Raw genomic sequence first — 13150 nt, 5'->3', positions numbered from 1 at the left:
CGGGCGCTCACATGGCCAATGACCTCCAAATCCTGATGCCCGAAATCGTGCTGGCGCTTTACGCCATGATCGCGCTGTTGGGCGCGGTTTACACGACCAAGGACGACACGGCGCCGATGCTGACCTGGGCGACATCGGGTCTGTTTGTGCTGATGGGCGTGTGGATCGCGATCAACGGACGCGGGACGAACATCGCCTTTGACGGCATGTTCATCGATGACGGCTTTGCTCGCTTCGCGAAGGTACTGATCCTGTTCTCGGCTGCCGCCGTGCTGTTGATGTCGGAAAGCTATATGCACCGGCGCGGGCTGTTGCGGTTCGAATATCCGCTATTGGTCGCATTGGCGGTCGTCGGCATGATGGTCATGGTCTCTGCGGGCGATCTGATGGCGCTCTATATGGGCCTCGAGCTGCAATCGCTGGCCCTCTACGTCGTTGCCGCCCTGCGTCGCGACAGCGTGAAATCGACCGAAGCTGGTCTAAAGTATTTCGTGCTCGGTGCGTTATCGTCGGGTCTGCTCCTCTACGGTGCTTCCCTGACCTACGGCTTTGCCGGGACGACGCTGTTCAGCGGCATTGTCGAGGCGACAGCGGATGGTGCATCGCTCGGACTGCTCTTCGGTCTCGTCTTCTTGCTCGCCGGTTTCGCCTTCAAGGTCTCCGCCGCCCCCTTTCACATGTGGACACCGGACGTCTACGAAGGCTCGCCCACACCAGTCACGGCGTTCTTTGCAACCGCGCCCAAGGTCGCCGCGATGGCTTTATTCGCCCGCGTCGTCCATGACGCCTTCGGCGGCATCGTCGGCGACTGGCAGCAGATCGTGGCCTTCCTGTCAGTCGTCTCCATGTTCCTCGGCGCCATCGCGGCCATTGGCCAGACCGATATCAAGCGCCTGATGGCCTATTCCTCCATCGCGCATATGGGCTTTGCGCTGATGGGTCTCGCGGCAGGCACAGCCTTCGGCGTGCAGGCGATGCTGATCTATATGGCGATCTACGTGACGATGAATATCGGCACCTTCGCCTTCATCCTCGGGATGGAACGCGACGGGCGGCCCGTCACGACCATCGAGTCACTACGCATGTACTCAAAGAACCAGCCAACCCGCGCGCTTGCCATGCTGCTCCTCCTCTTCAGCCTCGCAGGCGTTCCTCCACTCGTCGGCTTCTTCGGCAAGTTCTACGTCCTGCGCGCCGCTTATGACGGCGGTCTCGCATGGCTCGCCGTTGCAGGCGTGATCGCTTCCGTCATCGGCGCGTTCTACTACCTGCGCATCGTATACTACATGTATTTTGGTGAAGAGACCGAGGCGCTCGACGGTAAGATGAACCCGATCCTCTGGGGGTTCCTGATGGCTTCGGCGACGATCATGGTCGTCGGCGTCGTGAACCTGTTCGGGATCGAGCCGATGGCAGCTGCGGCGGCGGCGACGCTTGTCCAATAAGGATCACGCCCACGCGCATTGGCCCGAAGGTTACGGGCGGGTGGTGCTGGACAGCGTCGACAGCACTATGGCCGAGGCCGCGCGGCGGGCGAACGACATCACCAAACCCACCTGGATCATGGCGCGCCATCAAACAGCCGCACGCGGACGACGCGGGCGGTCGTGGATCGTGCCCAAGGGTAACCTGAGCGCCACGCTCATCTTCAACCCCGGCGCCACACCCGCCGAGGCCGCCAAGCGATCCTTCCTCGCCGCCAACGCCCTGTACCAAGCGCTTGCCATCTACGTGCCGGCCGAGAAACTCAGTCTCAAATGGCCCAACGACGTGCTGCTCGCTGGCGGCAAGGTCGCCGGTATCCTCCTGGAAAGCAGCGGGCAGGGGCCTTTCGTCGATTGGCTGGCCATCGGCATCGGGGTCAACCTCCGCGAGGTCCCGCAAGGGGTCACCGACGCCGCCTTCGCCCCCACCAGCCTGATGAAGGCTGGCGGCTGGGATGTGGACGCCGAGGACTTCCTTGCCACCCTCGCCGACGCCTACGCCACGCAAGAGGACAAGCTGGAACATTTCGGCTTCAAACGCATCCGCGACGACTGGCTCGCCAACGCGGCCCGCCTGGGTGAGGTCATCACCGCCAGCACCGGGCGCGAGGACATCACGGGTATCTTCGACAGCATCGACAATGACGGCAACCTCGTCCTGATCACCGGCACCGGGCCACGCACCATCGCCGCCGCCGACGTGTTTTTCTAGGGGAGGGCGCCCATGCTTTTGGCCATCGATTGCGGCAACACGAACACCGTGTTTTCGATCTGGGACGGGGAGCAATTCCTCGCCACCTGGCGCACCAGCACCGAATGGCAGCGGACGGCTGACCAGTATTACGTCTGGCTCTCAACGCTTATGCGGTTCCAGAACCTCGACGTGCATATCGACGAGGTGATCGTCAGTTCCACCGTCCCCCGCGTCGTCTTCAACCTGCGCGTCTTTGCAGACCGATACTATAATTGCCGCCCGCTCGTCGTCGGCAAACCCGACTGCCTGCTGCCCGCGCAACCGCGCGTCGATGAAGGCACGCAAGTCGGGCCAGACCGGCTGGTGAATACCGCAGGTGCCTTCGACCGGCACGGCGGAGACCTGATCGTCGTCGATTTCGGCACCGCAACCACCTTCGACGTCGTCGCCACAGACGGCGCTTACGTGGGCGGCGTCATCGCCCCCGGCGTCAACCTCTCGCTCGAGGCGCTGCACAACGCCGCCGCCGCTCTCCCGCACGTGGACATCACCAAACCACAAGCCGTCATCGGCACCAACACCGTCGCCTGCATGCAATCCGGCGTCTTCTGGGGCTATATCGGCCTCGTCCGCGAGATTTGTACCCGGATCAAGGCCGAACGCGGCGTACCGATGCAGGTCATCTCGACCGGTGGCCTCGCACCCCTTTTCCAACAATCCGAACCGCTTTTCGATGCGTTCGAGGACGATCTGACCATGCACGGTCTGATCGTCATCCACCAATACAATAAGGACAATAAATGAGCGATCGCCTGATCTATCTACCTCTCGGAGGCGCCGGAGAGATCGGCATGAATGCCTATGTCTACGGCTATGGACCGCAGGACAAGGAACGGTTGATCGTCGTCGATCTGGGCGTGACCTTCCCCGACATGGACGGCACACCGGGCGTGGACCTGATCCTGCCCGATATCGCCTGGCTGGAAGAGCGGAAGGCGCAGATCGACGGCATCTTCATCACCCACGCGCATGAGGATCACGTGGGCGCCATCGGCCATTACTGGGAACGGCTCGGCGCGCCAGTCTATGCCCGCCGCTTCACAGCCAACATCGCCCGGCGCAAGTTGGATGAACACGGACACCCCGAAAGCGTGGTCAAGGTGGTCGAACCCTATCCGCACATGATCACTTGCGGGCCGTTCAAGGTGTCCTATCTGCCCATCAGCCACTCGATCCCCGAAAGCTCCGGCCTGCTGATCGACACACCCGATGGTCGCGTTTTGCATTCGGGGGATTTCAAGATCGACGAAACGCCTGTTGTCGGTGACCCGTGGAACGAACTCCTCTGGGAAGAGGTGTCCAAAGACGGGGTCAAGGCCCTGGTCTGCGACAGCACCAACGTCTTCACCGACGCGCCCGGACGGTCAGAGGCCTCCATCGGCCCCGCGATCACGGAACTCATGTCCGACGCCAAAGGCATGGTCGTTGCCACCACCTTCGCCTCTAATATCGCTCGCCTGAAAACGCTCGCCTTGGCCGCGCAAGCGGCCGGGCGGTCGGTCTGCCTGCTGGGCCGCGCCATGAGGCGCATGGTCGAGGCCGCGACGGAGGAAGGCATTCTGCACGGCTTCCCCAGCACCGTCACACCCGAAGACGCGCTGAACATCCCGCGCGAGAACCTGATGCTGCTAGTGACAGGCTCCCAAGGCGAACGCCGCGCGGCTTCGGCCCAACTGGCGCAAGGCTCCTATCTGGGTCTGAAACTGAAAGAAGGCGACACCTTTCTGTTTTCCTCAAAAACCATCCCCGGCAATGAACGCGGCGTGATCCGCATCATGAACCAACTCTCTGAATTGGGTGTGGATGTGGTGGACGACGCGGGCGGCAAATACCACGTCTCCGGCCACGCCAACCGGCCTGACCTCGCGCGGCTGCACCAGATCGTCAAACCCCAAACGCTGATCCCCATGCACGGCGAACACCGGCACCTGCGCGAACATGTGAAACTGGGCAACTCCAGCGGGCTGACCGGCATCCTCGCGGTCAACGGCATGATGATCGACCTGTCCGGCAACCAGCCAAAGGTCACGGGCTATGTGGACACAGGCCGCACCTATCTCGACGGATCGGTCCAGGTCGGCGCGCTCGACGGCATCGTCCGCAACCGCATCCGCATGGCGCTGAACGGGCATATGATCATCACACTGATCATCGACGAAAACGACGAACCGCTGGGCGAGCCATGGGTCGAGATCAACGGCCTGCCCGAGATCGGATCGTCCAACGCGCCACTGGTCGAAGTGGTCGAGGAAGACCTCAGCCAATTCCTGAACCGCGCCGAGGACAAGACGCTGGCTGATGACGATAAGCTGGAGAAAGAACTGCGCACCATCGCGCGGCGGACAGCGCAGGCGGAGATCGGGAAGAAGCCGGAAGTGACGGTGATTGTGTCGAGGTTGGGGTAGGCAACAGCGAGAAGCTGAAAGAAAATATAAAATGAGAAGCTGATGCAAGAATGTACCGTGGATGAAGTACTGAGGACTTCAAACCGTTTGCCCTTCAAAGATTCCGATGTGGATACGGTGTTCTTGGTAATGAGGAAACAGAACCAGCGTGGGCTAGAAGTTCACTTTCATCCCAGTTTTGCTACCGCAAGAGAGCAGGCAGTCGCTGGCATGAAAGAAGGCTTCTTTGTACTAAGCTGCCCGCAAATACAGAGTGATTTTATCTTTGTATGCGAGAATGCTGGAAAAGGACTATTTGGAAGACAGAAAAGGTCTTATCGCCTCTTCCTCGGTGATATCGGCAAAGATAACTTTTCAGCGGTAAACTCCTTCAGAGTTTTCACTATCGCGCTGACGTCTATAAACAATGTTTTCCGCCACGAAGGTTGGTTAAAGGGCGCGCTATAAGTGAACTCTTGGAAAAAAGCCTCACAACAAACCTTGAAACTTTAGCGGAACGGTAGGGTGTCGCCCGACCTGGAGGGCGTTGTTACCTTCCTGCTGGGCGCGACATCGCCAATCATCCAACCTCGCGCTTCCCGAAACGTCGCAAAATCGCCCTCCGGGGGGAGGTCGGGCGATGCCCGGCGAGCCGGGCGGGATGGCTTCAAGAAGTCAGTTAAAACATACTATTCTCATTTGCTTACGGTTGTATCCTGATTTGAGAGATATATGTAAGTCATCCAACTTACAGAGATTTGAAAGGTCAGTAATGGGTAAAGGTCAAGGTAACGCTGGCGGGTGGCCAAGCACGACAGGCAATCCGTCGGGCGGCGGTCGATCCAATGGAGGAGCAAAGAGCGGTGGTGGATCCTCCAGTGGCAAGGGATCCTCATCAGGTTCCAAAGGTAAATGAGCTAATCCTGCGAGGGCGTCCTTTGGGCGCCTTCAAAATGCCAGACTTGACGAGAAACCGATGCGCAGCATTCGCTGGATTAACCATCTGTCAGCCAACCCACCTCTAAACTAAATTCGTTAACGCAAAACCCACACGCCGCGCGCAAAGGTCCGATGAAAGTCCGATGGAATTCCGATAGGTTTCCGATTGGCGACGGGCAGAAAAAGACGAGAAAATTCAATGCCCTATGTCAAATTACGCACTGATGCGGGCTTTTTGCACGCCACAACGGCCGAAAATTCATTGTTTGTTAAAGCCTACAAGAAAACACCCCATAGAACGGGCCATCGAACAGTCTAAGCCTTTGCCCACCGAGTCACCGTTTTGAAGCAGACCCTTTCGGGCCAAACACTCACTCGCTACACAACCAGACCGTCCCGCCCACAGCGGTCACGGTCAACGCGCTCGCCGTCATGGCTTGCGGCGACGACAGCGCGAGCGACAGAGCGGTTGAGGCCCCGGTCTCGAGCGTGCGCTGCAATGCCCCACGGCTCGCGGAAAACAGAACAGCCCCGGACGCATGGGCGACGCTTTCGGTATCAGGACTCGGCGCGCGCTCGCCATAAGCGAAATCCGTCACTGTCTGGGTCAGGCGCTGTATCTCGCTCGCTGTGCCTGTCACCCGTTCGCATGTGCTGGTCTTGCAGCGACCGCGGAAATTACGCTCGCCGGGCACCAGAAGAAAGCCGGTGTCATCATCGCCTTCGGCCAGGCAATACCCGTCCGTATTCGGCATCTCGTCCATGCTGGCCAGAAAGCCCAGCGTTACATCACTTGTGCAGGCCGGAATATTCCCGCGCAGACGCGAGAAATTGCGAGACGGCCATGTCAGCAGTTGCTCCCGCCGTGTCGGCGCAGACTGCTCGGCAGCGAATTGGGCAGGATCGACGGGGATGTCGAGCGCATTGACCTTCACGGTGCAAATTTCGGCGCTGGCCGCACTCGCCATCAGACAGAGGGCCGCCGGTACAGCCAAGCGGGTGATATCTGGCCTAAACCTTCGCACGGTCGGCAAAGCTCATCGCGATAAAGGCCGGTGGCTCATCACCCATGCCAACCACCTCAGGATCGCGCCCGCGTCCACGTCCACCGCGCGACCGCTCTTGCCGGGGCTTGTCTTCCCGCTTGGGCTTATCCGCCGGTTTGGTCTCTGGCGTCTCGTCGTCCTTCGTGTGGCGCGTCCGGCTGCGTTTGGGTTTGTCCTGCGACACCTCCTCTTTCGCCGGGGCTCCCTTCATCGGATTGTCCAGACGCGGGATGTTCTGCTTGACCAGCCGTTCCACATCTTCGAGGTTTTTCTCGTCGCGCGGAATGCAGATCATGATCGCCGTACCGGTTCGCCCAGCACGGCCCGTCCGACCGATCCGGTGCACGTAGTCTTCTGCATGGCTGGGCACGTCGAAGTTGAACACATGAGTCACGGCAGGAATGTCGAGGCCGCGGGCGGCAACGTCCGAGGCCACAAGGAACCGCAATTCGTTGTCGCGGAACTTGTCGAGGGTACGGGTCCGGTGCGATTGGTCCAGATCGCCGTGAATCGCAGCGGCGTCATAGCCGTATTTGTTCAATGATTTCGCGACGATATCCACGTCGGATTTGCGATTACAAAAGATGATCGCGTTGGTGCACGCCTCACCCTCGGCATCTATCAAAGCGCGGAGCAGGGCGCGTTTCTCGGACGGTTCCTTGCGCTTTTCCGACCCTTTGAACAGCACGACACCTTGTTTGATGTTCACATTCGTCGTGGCTGCGCGCGCGACTTCGATCTTGGCCGGATTGGACAGGAAGGTGTTCGTGATCCGCTCAATCTCAGGCGCCATCGTCGCTGAAAAGAACAGCGTCTGTCGGGTAAATGGCGTACGTTTGAAGATTTCCTCGATATCCGGGATGAACCCCATGTCGAGCATGCGGTCGGCCTCATCCACAACCATGACCTTGACGTCGGTCAGGATCAGCTTGCCGCGTTCCAGATGGTCGAGCAGGCGACCGGGGGTCGCGATCAGCACGTCGACGCCCTTGTCGATGATCTTGTCCTGATCCTTGAAGCTGGTGCCGCCGATCAGCAGCGCCTTCGTCAGCTTTGTATACTTGGCATAGGTATCGAAATTCTCGGCGACCTGCGCGGCCAGTTCGCGTGTCGGTGCCAGCACCAACGAACGTGGCATCCGGGCACGCGCACGGCCACGGCCCAAAAGGGTGATCATCGGCAGGGTGAAGGCGGCAGTCTTGCCGGTGCCGGTCTGGGCAATGCCCAGCACATCCTTGCCTTCAAGGGCGGGGGCGATGGCACCGGCCTGAATGGGGGTGGGAGTGTCGTAGCCTGTTTCGGCGACGGCTTTGAGAACCTTGGGATCAAGGTTGAGGTCGGTAAACTTCGTCATATACGTCCTGTCACTGCGGGTCGGTCCGCAAAAAATAAAAGGACGCAATGTTCCGAGCGCCCCGGCATCATGGCCATTTCAGGCCGTGGCTGCCGATAACTTATCTCGGGTGGTGGGTCAAGGTTGTGTCCCCGAAGTCCTTTTGTTTCGGGCCTTTTGTGCCTTTTCGCGCATGATCGCCAGTCGGCGAAAAAGTGTGCCGTCATCGGTATCAAGCCGGTTCAGCAGCTCTTGCGCGAGCCGTCCAAGATTGGGGGCTTTTTCCGAGAGCTTCCACAAGGGTGCCAGCAGGTGCGCCTCCAGATCGCCAGAGAGCAGCGAGAAATCCTGCATCCCCATCGGCAGTGGATCCCTGTTACGCTGGCCGAGGGGAAAGTGCTTTTGCGGGGGCACGCCGGAAAAGCTGCGCTCTGCCTCGTAGAGCTTCATCAGCGAGAACAGGATTTTGAGCGATTGGCCAAGAAATCGGTCTTGTTCCGTTTCCCCGTGATCGGCAAAGGTAATGGCTGCGGATATCAGCCAGCGTGTATCGAGATTTTCGAGCAGCCAAGTGTCTTCTTCGCGCCAAAGCCGTCTGAACAGGGCCGGGGCGTGGTCGGGATATGTATGTTTGCGCAAATGCGAAATCAGCAACCCATGCAGCAGGGCGAGTTCGCTTTGCCCCGGAAGCTCCCCCAGAAGGAAATGCCGTTTCTTGGCGACCCGGCTAAGACCGTCAGGTCGTGGATTTTCCTGTTGGGGCAAAGGGATACGCTTCAACGGTTCGAAATCAATATCAAGCGGTGGCAAGTCCTCGCCCTCATCATGGGTCAGAAGCGCACGGCGCTTTTGATACCGGCCAAGAAGGCCCCGGATGCCGCCCGGATAGGTCTGATCAGGTTTGTTCACATCATGCCTGCTATTTGCCCGTGATAATGGGTCCGAAATGATCGACCTACAAGCCCGCAGAGGCGTGAATGACCGGCCTGTAGCCAGACCGCAGGACCGCAACGGTGGGTTTAGGGGTTAGCACCGTGACCCTCCCCTTGGGCGCGTCCCGGGGCGGTTCGTAGCCATCGTGGGTGAAGGGAAACGCTTGGCCGTCGTGGACCAGATGTGCCGTTTCATTGATCAGGACAAAGGCGGCGTTGGGCAGCGTTTCTATCGATGCTTCGTGCCGGATTTGCTGGCGTGTTCGTGTGACCCGGGATTTATGAAGGGTCGTGTCGATCGCCATCCTTTCAGGCTGGGCGTCGGTCGCCTGTGCCCATGCCGATTGAAACGCACGATATGCATCCCGCCTGCAATAGTGGCATGGTCGATGCCCCGCGGTCAGCGCGACGGCTTCGTCAAGGAAGAACAGGGCTGACCACCCGCGATCGGGCATCGGCCCATGATAGACGCCACGCGGATGGGTCAGCGTACAGATCAACCAGTGCTTATGCGACCAGCGGGAGGTGCCTAATGTTCTGTCCTGCCGATGGATGATCCCACGGTTGCCCGTATAAGTGCCGCGCGCCGGGTGGGCGATGATTTCACCGGTTGGCAGGACGCGGTTTTGGAGGGGCATCGCGCTATGCTATTGGGTTGCTATGAACGCGCTTTCGCTTTGATCTATAAAAGCCTGGGTTGGCGTGCCGCCTTCAACGCGGCGGAAGAAGCCGCCAAAATTGCCTCTGACTTCTCCAGGTGGCTGATCGCCCTGCGCCACAAAAAAGTCACCGCCGACGAAAGCCGAGCCGGTCGACCCATAGGATACGTCGCTACCGTTTCGCGAGATTTCACCGTCAAGGTCTGCGGCCAACGCGAATTCATCCGCTGGCACCGTCCGGTCTATGCTGCCATCGGTCAAGTCGAAGTCGCCCGTATAGGTGTTGCTGGCTGAGTCGGTAAAATTGGACACGTCTCCGGTTACCGTGTCTGCCCCAAACGTGACATTCATGGTCAGGTCGCCACTTAAGGTGAGGTTGCCGCCTTCCTCGGCCACCAGGATATCAACGCTGTCCGTATATGTTGCTGCACCGCTTGTCGGAAGCGTCATGGGGTCGATAAATGACATTGATGAGTCGCCGCCACCGCCACCGCATGCAGCCAAAAACGATGCAGACGCTCCGGCCCAGAAATATCCACGACAAAATACTTTCATTGAAACATAACCCCTTCGATACCCTTCCGCATGTTGGCCAACCCGGTCATGGAAAACAAGTTCGGGCTTTGTAAAATATGACGTCGTGCATCGAAAAGAGGGCTCTGGGCCGTTGCGTTCTATCCTGAGAGCGATAATTTGCTCCAAACGCAACCAATGGGCGATAATGCGATGATGGGGAATGAAGTGACGAAGTCTGGCGTAGCGATCCTTTCGCTTGTGCTGATGCTGGGTGCATGCGGGTCGTCTGGTGGTGGTGACGGCGAATTGGTTCCGCTGACCTCGGACGAGCTTGATGAGATCAACGAGGATATGGACCGGTTTGCGGTCAGAGGCGAAACGACTCCTTATCCCGAGATTCCCACGAGCGGGGTCGTTCAGTACGAAGGTGCAAGCTTTATGCGGTGGGAGCTTGACGGTTTTGAAACAGCCAGTATTCGCGGCGCGGTCGAAATCAGTGCTGACTTTGACAACAATCACATCTCTGGGCAGATCAATCGCATCGTCGACAACAATGAAGATGAGTTCCGCCCTTACCAAGGTGTGCTGGAGATCGAAGGACTGCAAGTCGGTGATGCAGCTTCCTACGAAATAGGCACGGGCGTTCAGATTGGCATTGATCCCGGGCCGTTGAACGTTGTCGGTGGCACGGTGACTGGGGTGTTGACTGATGTAGATGGTATCGTCTCAGAGGTCGACGCGACCGTTGATGCAGATTTTCGCGGCGCCAATGCTGAGTATTTGCTTGGGATCATGGACGGAACGGTCGTCACGGACGGCATCGAACGTGATATCCTTGTCGGACAGTTTATGGTGCAGAACGATACGTCGATACTGCCTTAGCAGGTGCTTTTGGCTCTAGCGGTGTGGCTACGGCCGTACGCGATCGACAACATCCATCGAAACGGTTTTGATCGATCAAGGCCTAAATACCTGATGCCACATCTACGGCGGCTTTGACGTCTGTTATGTTCGTGTCGTCCAGCGCGTTGCCCGCTTCGACCGCTTCTTTGAAGATCGAAAAGATGTGTTTGGCCCGCTCGGGCAGGGGGTCCGCGTCGCCGTTTTCGAATTTGGTGAGATCGACGGCAAGTTTCATTAAGTCGATGCGTTGGGTCACGTTCAGCATAGCCGGTCCGTTTCTTGATTTCCGTCTCGCCTGTATAGCCTTTCAACGCTTAATCTTTGCTCCCAATATGCGTGATTTTCCTGCAAATATCCAGCGCGCTGCCAAGTGCCGCGCATGTGGCGGTGCATATTTGAGGAAGAATCATCCACTCTAACGTCCAGGCCGCGCCTGATCTTTCCTGTTCGTGGATCATCGCATGGTGAAGCCCGCTGATTTGCGTTGCGTTGAACCGCCCGAGCGTCACCAAGAGCTCGGCCCTTACGGGGTTGTTTTTGTGGCGCATGACGGAAGAGGTGCCGCCGCCCTCAAGAGCGATTTCGTCGATGCCTTGTTGGGCCATCAGGCAGATGTCCTGTCCCATCTTGGCAAGCGATCCGGTGATTTGCGTCATGACGTTTGCAAAACCGACGAGCGACGCGCGTTGTGTGTGCCAGCTCCCGGTTGGCGTAGTAAGGCCGAGCGTTTCCGCAACATGGTGCGCCAGATCGTCGGCTTTGGCGCCCCAGGTGGCCCGTGTGCCTACCGGGCCACCCAGTTGTACCACACATGCCTGTTCGGTTTTGTCGGCCAGCTCCATTTGGTAATTCTCTAACGGCGCGCGCCATTGGTGCAGCCTATCTGACACGGTGATCGGCAAGGCCGCTTGCATGCGGGTGCGCCCCATCAACGGTTTTTTCCCAAAGCGTTTGTCGAGGTCGGCCAAGGCCTGCACCAGTGTCATCAAGCGCGTGGTGGTCAATGCTGCGACCTCCCGTAAAGAAAGGACCAAAGCGGTGTCGAGCACGTCTTGCGATGTCGCGCCGGTATGGATCGCGGCCGCATGTGGCCCTGCGGCATCGCGTAGCTGTTCGATCAATGCAGGGATCGGCAGCCCGTCCCGCGCTGTTCCAGCCATCAGGGCCGGGATATCGGGTGAGAAGCCCTTGAGCGACTTCACCGCAGCTTGGGACATGTCCAAGGGGACGTTCCCGATGTGGCCAAGACCCCGCGCCAGTGCGGTTTCGAAGGCGATCATATGGCCGAACTGCCGATCGGTTGACCAAATCTGCCTGGTGGTGGCATCGGCGAACAGATCGCCAAACCATGGGTGATCGAATACGCCGATCATGCCGTATGCAGGCCCAGCATTGCGCGCGTTTGCTGCCATGTGGCCACCGGGCGGTCGTATTTTGCGCAGAGGGTGGCTGTCCGCGCGACCAGTGCCGCGTTGGACGGAGCTAACGTGTCCCTGTCCATCCGCACATTGTCCTCGAGCCCGGTCCGTGTGTGGCCACCGCGGGCGATGGCCCATTCGTTGACGATGATCTGGTCACGCCCAATCCCGGCAGCGCACCAAAGCGCATCCGGGGCAAAACGTTCGAGTGTTTCTATGTATATATCCAAAATCCGCTCATCTGCGGGCATCGCGTTTTTCACACCCATCACGAATTGGATATAGAGTGGCCCTTGCAGCCGCCCGTCCGTCACCATCCGGGCGGCTTGCACGATGTGGCTGAGATCGAATGCCTCGATTTCCGGTTTGATGTCGTAAATCGCCATCTGTTTTGCGAGCCAGTCAACCAGATCGGGGCTGTTTTCGTAGACGCGGGTGGGGAAGTTATTCGATCCGACCGTGAGCGAGGCCATGTCGGGCCGCAATGGTAACATACCGCCGCGTTCTCGTCCGGTGCCGGAGCGACCGCCCGTCGAGAGTTGGACGATCATGCCTGGGCAATGCGCGGCGATGCCTTCCATCAACCGCGCAAACCTATCGGGGTCTGATGTGGGAAGACCCGCGTCATCACGGACGTGACAATGCGCGATGCTGGCCCCTGCCTCAAATGCCGCATGTGTGCTTTCGATCTGCTCTGCGATCGAGATGGGCACGGCCGGATTGTCTGCCTTGGTGGGGACTGAACCGGTAACGGCCACACAGATGATGCAGGGCTGAATCAT

The 13150-nt window shown here is 59.0% G+C and carries 14 protein-coding genes; 6 read left to right on the top strand and 8 right to left on the bottom strand.

Annotated features, from left to right (window positions below; translation table 11 throughout):
• The first annotated feature begins 11 nt into the window (after window positions 1-11).
• Genes nuoN through V8J85_RS04130 form a run of 5 tightly spaced genes read left to right on the top strand, consistent with a single transcriptional unit; the run spans window position 12 to window position 5090 of the window.
• Window positions 12-1445: an NADH-quinone oxidoreductase subunit NuoN gene (gene nuoN / locus V8J85_RS04150; RefSeq protein ID WP_339952415.1), complete on the top strand. Its 1434-nt coding sequence runs from the start codon at window positions 12-14 to the stop codon at window positions 1443-1445.
• On the top strand, window positions 1435-2196 hold the full coding sequence (locus tag V8J85_RS04145) for a biotin--[acetyl-CoA-carboxylase] ligase (RefSeq protein ID WP_339952414.1): 762 nt from the start codon (window positions 1435-1437) through the stop codon (window positions 2194-2196). The genes nuoN and V8J85_RS04145 overlap by 11 nt, the downstream gene beginning before the upstream one ends.
• A gap of 12 nt (window positions 2197-2208) precedes the next feature.
• On the top strand, window positions 2209-2982 hold the full coding sequence (locus V8J85_RS04140; RefSeq protein ID WP_339952413.1) for a type III pantothenate kinase: 774 nt from the start codon (window positions 2209-2211) through the stop codon (window positions 2980-2982).
• Entirely contained in the window at window positions 2979-4643 is a 1665-nt protein-coding gene (locus V8J85_RS04135; RefSeq protein ID WP_339952412.1) for a ribonuclease J, read from the top strand. The genes V8J85_RS04140 and V8J85_RS04135 overlap by 4 nt, the downstream gene beginning before the upstream one ends.
• A gap of 42 nt (window positions 4644-4685) precedes the next feature.
• A complete protein-coding gene (locus tag V8J85_RS04130; protein ID WP_339952411.1) occupies window positions 4686-5090 on the top strand; it encodes a hypothetical protein in 405 nt (134 codons plus the stop codon).
• Window positions 5091-5932: 842 nt separating this feature from the next.
• Here the strand turns inward: V8J85_RS04130 and V8J85_RS04125 are convergent.
• The 5 genes from V8J85_RS04125 to V8J85_RS04105 form a co-directional block, all read right to left on the bottom strand.
• Window positions 5933-6529 carry a hypothetical protein gene (locus tag V8J85_RS04125; RefSeq protein ID WP_339952410.1) on the bottom strand — a complete coding sequence of 199 codons (597 nt, stop codon included), beginning with the start codon at window positions 6527-6529 and terminating at the stop codon, window positions 5933-5935.
• 43 nt (window positions 6530-6572) lie between these two features.
• On the bottom strand, window positions 6573-7961 hold the full coding sequence (locus V8J85_RS04120; RefSeq protein ID WP_339952409.1) for a DEAD/DEAH box helicase: 1389 nt from the start codon (window positions 7959-7961) through the stop codon (window positions 6573-6575).
• Window positions 7962-8078: 117 nt separating this feature from the next.
• Window positions 8079-8849, bottom strand: coding sequence for a hypothetical protein (locus V8J85_RS04115; protein ID WP_339952408.1), 771 nt, complete (start codon window positions 8847-8849; stop codon window positions 8079-8081).
• Window positions 8850-8895: 46 nt separating this feature from the next.
• Complete coding sequence (locus tag V8J85_RS04110; protein ID WP_339952407.1) at window positions 8896-9510, bottom strand: hypothetical protein; 615 nt, start codon at window positions 9508-9510, stop codon at window positions 8896-8898.
• A gap of 9 nt (window positions 9511-9519) precedes the next feature.
• Entirely contained in the window at window positions 9520-10233 is a 714-nt protein-coding gene (locus tag V8J85_RS04105) for a hypothetical protein (RefSeq protein WP_339952406.1), read from the bottom strand.
• 9 nt (window positions 10234-10242) lie between these two features.
• On the opposite strand from V8J85_RS04105, the gene V8J85_RS04100 reads away from it, so the two are divergent.
• Entirely contained in the window at window positions 10243-10929 is a 687-nt protein-coding gene (locus V8J85_RS04100; protein WP_339952405.1) for a hypothetical protein, read from the top strand.
• Between the two features lie 82 nt (window positions 10930-11011).
• On the opposite strand, the gene V8J85_RS04095 is transcribed toward V8J85_RS04100, so the two are convergent.
• The 3 genes from V8J85_RS04095 to V8J85_RS04085 are packed head-to-tail and all read right to left on the bottom strand — an operon-like array spanning window position 11012 to window position 13150.
• Window positions 11012-11215, bottom strand: a complete 204-nt coding sequence (locus tag V8J85_RS04095) for a hypothetical protein (protein ID WP_339952404.1) — start codon at window positions 11213-11215, stop codon at window positions 11012-11014.
• Window positions 11216-11264: 49 nt separating this feature from the next.
• Window positions 11265-12362, bottom strand: a complete 1098-nt coding sequence (locus V8J85_RS04090; protein ID WP_339952403.1) for a 3-carboxy-cis,cis-muconate cycloisomerase — start codon at window positions 12360-12362, stop codon at window positions 11265-11267.
• Window positions 12320-13150, bottom strand: a complete 831-nt coding sequence (locus tag V8J85_RS04085) for a 3-keto-5-aminohexanoate cleavage protein (RefSeq protein WP_339952402.1) — start codon at window positions 13148-13150, stop codon at window positions 12320-12322. Before V8J85_RS04085 ends, V8J85_RS04090 begins: the two co-directional genes overlap by 43 nt.

Origin of the sequence: Yoonia sp. 2307UL14-13, assembly GCF_037572755.1 — a bacterium.
In the GTDB taxonomy this organism is placed as follows: domain Bacteria; phylum Pseudomonadota; class Alphaproteobacteria; order Rhodobacterales; family Rhodobacteraceae; genus Yoonia.
The sequence above is the reverse complement of the archived record's forward strand: the minus strand, read 5'-3'. Positions and strand labels throughout refer to the sequence as shown.

Excerpts from the sequence above, each read along its gene's own strand:
- nuoN (WP_339952415.1), top strand. The coding sequence starts at position 12 with ATGGCCAATGACCTCCAAATCCTGATGCCCGAAATCGTGCTGGCGCTT.
- V8J85_RS04140 (WP_339952413.1), top strand. The coding sequence starts at position 2,209 with ATGCTTTTGGCCATCGATTGCGGCAACACGAACACCGTGTTTTCGATC.
- V8J85_RS04135 (WP_339952412.1), top strand. The coding sequence starts at position 2,979 with ATGAGCGATCGCCTGATCTATCTACCTCTCGGAGGCGCCGGAGAGATC.
- V8J85_RS04130 (WP_339952411.1), top strand. The coding sequence starts at position 4,686 with ATGCAAGAATGTACCGTGGATGAAGTACTGAGGACTTCAAACCGTTTG.
- V8J85_RS04125 (WP_339952410.1), bottom strand. The coding sequence starts at position 6,529 with ATGGCGAGTGCGGCCAGCGCCGAAATTTGCACCGTGAAGGTCAATGCG.
- V8J85_RS04120 (WP_339952409.1), bottom strand. The coding sequence starts at position 7,961 with ATGACGAAGTTTACCGACCTCAACCTTGATCCCAAGGTTCTCAAAGCC.
- V8J85_RS04110 (WP_339952407.1), bottom strand. The coding sequence starts at position 9,510 with ATGCCCCTCCAAAACCGCGTCCTGCCAACCGGTGAAATCATCGCCCAC.
- V8J85_RS04100 (WP_339952405.1), top strand. The coding sequence starts at position 10,243 with ATGGGCGATAATGCGATGATGGGGAATGAAGTGACGAAGTCTGGCGTA.
- V8J85_RS04095 (WP_339952404.1), bottom strand. The coding sequence starts at position 11,215 with ATGCTGAACGTGACCCAACGCATCGACTTAATGAAACTTGCCGTCGAT.
- V8J85_RS04090 (WP_339952403.1), bottom strand. The coding sequence starts at position 12,362 with ATGGCAGCAAACGCGCGCAATGCTGGGCCTGCATACGGCATGATCGGC.
- V8J85_RS04085 (WP_339952402.1), bottom strand. The coding sequence starts at position 13,150 with ATGATTCAGCCCTGCATCATCTGTGTGGCCGTTACCGGTTCAGTCCCC.